General features: G+C 61.4%; 4 protein-coding genes. 2 read left to right on the plus strand and 2 right to left on the minus strand.

Annotated features, from left to right (window positions below; all coding sequences use genetic code 11):
- Positions 1–85 precede the first annotated feature (85 nt).
- Positions 86–982, minus strand: a complete 897-nt coding sequence (locus tag ACIPQ1_RS00005) for a LysR family transcriptional regulator (RefSeq protein WP_411386905.1) — start codon at positions 980–982, stop codon at positions 86–88.
- Between the two features lie 103 nt (positions 983–1,085).
- Between ACIPQ1_RS00005 and ACIPQ1_RS00010 the strand changes: the two genes are divergently transcribed.
- Positions 1,086–1,931 (plus strand): type 1 glutamine amidotransferase domain-containing protein, encoded by an 846-nt coding sequence (locus tag ACIPQ1_RS00010; protein ID WP_446533336.1) that lies wholly within the window; start codon positions 1,086–1,088, stop codon positions 1,929–1,931.
- Between the two features lie 161 nt (positions 1,932–2,092).
- On the opposite strand, the gene ppsR is transcribed toward ACIPQ1_RS00010, so the two are convergent.
- Positions 2,093–2,911 (minus strand): posphoenolpyruvate synthetase regulatory kinase/phosphorylase PpsR, encoded by an 819-nt coding sequence (gene ppsR / locus ACIPQ1_RS00015; protein WP_003199510.1) that lies wholly within the window; start codon positions 2,909–2,911, stop codon positions 2,093–2,095.
- Between the two features lie 184 nt (positions 2,912–3,095).
- Here ppsR and ppsA point away from each other — a divergent pair, with 184 nt between their 5' ends.
- The gene (gene ppsA, locus ACIPQ1_RS00020; protein ID WP_186705308.1) at positions 3,096–5,471 is read left to right on the plus strand and encodes a phosphoenolpyruvate synthase; all 2,376 of its coding nucleotides are present in this window, start codon (positions 3,096–3,098) and stop codon (positions 5,469–5,471) included.
- The last annotated feature ends 133 nt before the right edge of the window (positions 5,472–5,604 follow it).

Raw genomic sequence — 5,604 nt, forward strand, 5'->3', positions numbered from 1 at the left:
TGGCGGCGGATCAGCAATATCGATGCTGCTGACACTCCGCCATCGCGAGCAAGCTCGCTCCCACAGGGTCCGGTCGGTGTTATAGCTATTGCCCAATCAGAAAATCAATCAACGCCCGTGCCGCCGCCGGCAATTGCCGATGGGGCGGATAGATGATTGAAAACGGTCGGCTACGCCCGCCAACGTCTTCCAGCAACACCACCAGTTCCCCGCGCTCGATTCGCTCCCGGACGATGAATTCATAGGTCTGGCAGATTCCCATCCCGGCCTGGGCCAGGGACACGATGCCCAATACATCGTCGGACACCTGGACATTGCCCGCCGGCAGCCATTCCCGATCTTGCTGGTTTTCGCGAAATAGCCAAGGTGCGATGCGTCCGCTGCTGGGCATCACGAAGGGCAGGCAGGCGTGGGCCGCCAGTTCATCGACGTGCCGGGGCGTTCCGGCGCGTGCCAGGTAGTGCGGCGCGGCCACCAGGCAAAGGCGGGCGTCTTCGAGCTTGCGGCCGACCAGCCCGCTGTCCGGCAATGGCCCGAGACGGATCGCCAGGTCATACCCCTCGGCCACCAGGTCGACATTGCGGTTGGTAATGCTCAGCTCGACCCGAACCTGTGGAAAAGCCTGGACGAAACGCGACAGCAGCGACGGCAGGCGGTAATGGCCGTAGGTGGTCGGCACGCTCAGGCGCACGCGACCGGTCAGGACGCCGTCCTGGCCTTGGATTCGCCGCTCCGCATCGTCAATCAGGGCAAAGGCCGAGCGCGACTGTTCCAGGTACAACGTGCCGGCATCGGTCAGGTTCAGCCGCCGGGTCGTACGACGCAACAACTGCACGCCGAGCCGGGCTTCGAGGCGGGAGATGGCGCGGCTCAGGACCGAAGGCGTGGTTCCCAGCGCCACGGCGCCGGCGCTGAGGGTGCCTTTTTCCACGGCCGTGACGAAGGCTTCCACGTCGGCCAGATGATCGAATCGACGGGGCATTGTTGCCTCCAGGGCCCAAGTGATGTTCCGGGAAGCCAGTTTATCGCCGGTAAGCGCATCAATACAGTGAGCGCATCTTTTATCGAAGCGTCCTGGAGTCATCATGAAAAAGCTCACTACCTTGGCAACGTCTGTCGTTCTGGCGGGCATCAGCGTCGCGGCCCATGCCGATAACGTGCTGGTGGTCCTGTCGGACGCCGATCATCTGGACCTGAAAAATGGCCAGGTCTTCTCCACCGGGTTCTACCTCAACGAATTGCTGCAACCGGTGAAACTCTTGCTGGAGGCGGGTCACCAGGTAACGTTCGCAACGCCCGAGGGCAAGGTGCCGACGCTGGACCTTTCCTCGGTGGACAAGATGTATTTCAACAATGACTCGGCGGAGCTGGAGCGTTACCAGGCGTTGTTGGCGCAGTTGAAGATCACGTCGGCCAAGGACTCACCGGTGATCAGCCTGGCCCTTGTCGAGCAGATCGGCCTGGACCGGTTCGATGCCCTGTACATCCCGGGCGGACATGCGCCGATGCAGGATTTGCTCACGAGCGCGCCGCTGGGGCGGGTGCTGACGCATTTTCATGGCAAGGGCAAGACCACCGCGCTGGTCTGCCATGGCCCGATCGCGTTGCTGTCGACCATGACCGATGCCCAGGGCTTCGTTGGCCAGTTGGCGGCCAAAGGCCAGGCCTCGGCCAAGGCCGGCTGGATCTATGCCGGGTACAAGATGACGGTGATCAGCAATCAGGAGGAAGAATTGGCCAAGGGGCTGCTAGGTGGCGGGAGCATGAAATTCTACCCGCAGAATGCGTTGGAGCAGGCGGGCGGCCAATACAGCAGCAACACATCACCCTGGACGTCCCATGTGGTCATGGATCGTGAGTTGATCACCGGCCAGAACCCGGCGTCGGCGCTGGAAGTGGGGAAGGTGTTGGTCGAGCGGTTGAAACACTGATCCAGGAACACCACGGATTCCCCTGTGGGCGATTCCCTTGTGGGAGCGAGCTTGCTCGCGATTGCGGCTCGTCAGCAGCATTGGTGTTGGCTGACACTCCGCTATCGCGAGCAAACTCGCTCCCACAGGGTTTTCCCACAGGTTTTAGTGGTGTAGCGGGTTTACTTGAACCGCCGCTCCACCCCTTTCTCCACCAGGATCTTCGCCGAAATCTCTTCCACAGAAAAATGCGTGGAGTTGATATGGGGAATGTTCTCCCGCCGGAACAGGTTTTCCACCTCGCGCACTTCGAACTCGCACTGGGCGTAGCTTGAATAACGACTGTTGGGCTTGCGCTCGTTGCGGATCGCGGTGAGGCGGTCCGGGTCGATGGTCAGGCCGAACAGCTTGTGCTGGTGGGCGCGCAGGGCGCTGGGCAGTTGCAGGCGCTCCATGTCGTCTTCCGTCAATGGATAGTTGGCCGCGCGGATGCCAAATTGCATCGCCATGTACAGGCACGTCGGTGTCTTACCACAACGCGACACACCCACTAGGATCAGGTCGGCCTTGTCGTAATAATGCGTGCGGGCGCCGTCATCGTTGTCCAGCGCGAAGTTGACCGCCTCGATCCGCTCCATGTAGTTGGAGTTGTGGCCAATGGAATGGGACTTGCCGACCGAGTAGGAAGAATGCTCGCTCAGTTCCTGTTCCAAGGGCGCCAGGAAGGTGGAAAAAATGTCGATCATGAAACCATTGGACGTTGCGAGAATCTCACGGATGTCCTGATTGACGATGGTATCGAAGATGATCGGGCGGAAACCGTCGGTTTCGGCGGCTTTATTGATTTGCTGTACCATGGCCCGCGCCTTGTCGACGCTGTCGATGTACGGACGTATGAATTTGGCGAAGGTAATGTTTTCGAACTGTGCCAACAGGCTTTGGCCTAGCGTTTCGGCCGTGATGCCGGTGCCGTCGGAGATAAAGAAAGCAGATCGTTTCATTTGCGCCTTGGGCCTTAAGCTAGTGAGCTAGTGACGATTCTTGGATATGATAGGCGCGATTTGCCGGCCACCATTGGCCCGCATTCTCACTTATTTTCCAGGTCCAGGCCATATCGCCGGCAAGCGCTCCCCTGGAGCCGCCGGTGCCTTGAGCTTTTCCAACACAGTTAGTGGAGAGATCACCTTGGTAGAGTACGTAGTTTCCCTCGATAAGCTCGGCGTCCATGATGTGGAGCATGTGGGGGGCAAGAACGCATCCCTGGGCGAGATGATCAGCAACCTCGCCGGTGCCGGCGTATCGGTGCCAGGTGGCTTCGCCACGACCGCCCAGGCTTATCGTGATTTCCTGGAACTGAGCGGCCTGAACAAGCAGATCCACGATGCGCTCGATGCCCTGGACGTCGACGACGTCAATGCCCTGGCCAAGACCGGTGCCCAGATCCGCCAATGGATCATGGAAGCCGAATTCCCCGAGAAACTGAACGCCGAGATCCGCACCGCTTTCGCCAAGCTGTCCGAAGGCAATCCTGACATCGCCGTCGCCGTGCGTTCCTCGGCCACCGCCGAAGACCTCCCGGATGCCTCCTTCGCCGGCCAGCAGGAAACCTTCCTGAACATCCGTGGCGTGGAAAACGTCATCCGCGCCGCCAAGGAAGTCTTCGCCTCCCTTTTCAACGACCGTGCCATTTCCTACCGCGTGCACCAGGGCTTCGACCACAAATTGGTCGCCCTCTCCGCCGGTGTGCAGCGCATGGTCCGCTCCGAAACCGGCACCGCCGGCGTGATGTTCACCCTCGACACCGAGTCGGGCTTCCGTGACGTGGTGTTCATCACCGGCGCCTACGGCCTGGGTGAAACCGTCGTGCAAGGCGCGGTGAACCCGGATGAGTTCTACGTTCACAAAGGCACGCTGCAAGCCGGTCGCCCGGCCATCCTGCGCCGCAACCTGGGCAGCAAGGCCATCAAGATGATCTACGGCGACGAAGCCAAGGCCGGTCGCTCGGTGAAGACCGTCGACGTGGACAAGGCCGAGCGCGCGCGTTTCTGCCTGACCGACGCTGAAGTCAGCGAGCTGGCCAAGCAGGCGATGATCATCGAGCAGCACTACAAGTGCCCGATGGACATCGAGTGGGCCAAGGACGGTGACGACGGCAAGCTGTACATCGTGCAGGCCCGTCCGGAAACCGTGAAGAGCCGCACCCAGGCCAACGTCATGGAGCGCTACTTGCTCAAGGAAACCGGCACCGTGCTGGTGGAAGGCCGGGCCATCGGCCAGCGCATCGGCGCGGGCAAGGTGCGGATCATCAAGGACGTCTCGGAGATGGACAAGGTCCAGGCCGGCGACGTATTGGTATCCGACATGACCGACCCGGACTGGGAACCGGTGATGAAGCGCGCCAGCGCCATCGTCACCAACCGCGGCGGGCGTACCTGCCACGCGGCAATCATTGCCCGTGAACTGGGAATCCCGGCAGTGGTCGGTTGCGGCAACGCCACCCAACTGCTCAAGGACGGCCAGGGCGTGACTGTTTCCTGCGCCGAAGGCGACACCGGCTACATCTTCGAGGGCGAACTGGGCTTCGACATCAAGAAGAACTCCGTGGACGCCATGCCGGAGCTGCCGTTCAAGATCATGATGAACGTCGGCAACCCGGATCGTGCCTTTGACTTCGCGCAGTTGCCGAACGCCGGCGTGGGCCTGGCCCGCCTGGAGTTCATCATCAACCGCATGATCGGCGTGCACCCCAAGGCGCTGCTGAACTACGACGGCCTGCCCCAGGACATCAAGGACAGCGTCGACAAGCGCATTGCCGGCTACGACGATCCGGTCGGTTTCTACGTCGAGAAGCTGGTGGAAGGCATCAGCACCCTGGCGGCGGCGTTCTGGCCGAAGAAGGTCATCGTGCGCCTGTCGGACTTCAAGTCCAACGAATACGCCAACCTGATCGGCGGCAAGCTCTACGAGCCGGAAGAAGAGAACCCGATGCTGGGCTTCCGGGGTGCGTCGCGCTACATCAGCGAATCGTTCCGCGATTGCTTTGAACTCGAATGCCGCGCCCTCAAGCGCGTGCGCAACGAGATGGGCCTGACCAACGTCGAGATCATGGTGCCGTTCGTGCGGACCCTGGGCGAAGCGAGCCAGGTGGTTGACCTGCTGGCGGAAAACGGCCTGGCCCGTGGCGACAATGGCCTGCGCGTGATCATGATGTGCGAGCTGCCGTCCAACGCCATCCTGGCTGAAGAATTCCTTGAGTTCTTCGACGGTTTCTCCATCGGTTCCAACGACCTGACCCAGCTGACCCTGGGCCTGGACCGCGATTCCGGGATCATCGCCCACCTGTTCGACGAGCGGAACCCGGCGGTCAAGAAGCTGCTGGCCAATGCCATTGCCGCCTGCAACAAGGCTGGCAAGTACATCGGCATCTGCGGCCAGGGCCCTTCGGACCACCCGGACCTGGCCAAATGGCTGATGGAGCAGGGCATCGAAAGCGTTTCGTTGAACCCGGACTCCGTGCTGGAAACCTGGTTCTTCCTGGCCGAGGGTCAGGCGGCGGTCTGATCGAGTGAAGGGGCCTGATCGACTAAAGCCCGTCAGTTAGTCGCAGAACCTGTGGGAGCGGGGGTGGGGGGGGGGGGGGGGGGGGAGGGAAAAAAAACGTTTTAGAGTGGGCCGACGGAGCGGGCAAAGCCCC

The organism is Pseudomonas sp. LARHCG127, assembly GCF_052871455.1.

Bases quoted from the DNA above. Each gene is read 5' to 3' on its own strand.
- ACIPQ1_RS00005 (WP_411386905.1), bottom strand. From the start codon at position 982: ATGCCCCGTCGATTCGATCATCTGGCCGACGTGGAAGCCTTCGTCACG.
- ACIPQ1_RS00010 (WP_446533336.1), top strand. From the start codon at position 1,086: ATGAAAAAGCTCACTACCTTGGCAACGTCTGTCGTTCTGGCGGGCATC.
- ppsR (WP_003199510.1), bottom strand. From the start codon at position 2,911: ATGAAACGATCTGCTTTCTTTATCTCCGACGGCACCGGCATCACGGCC.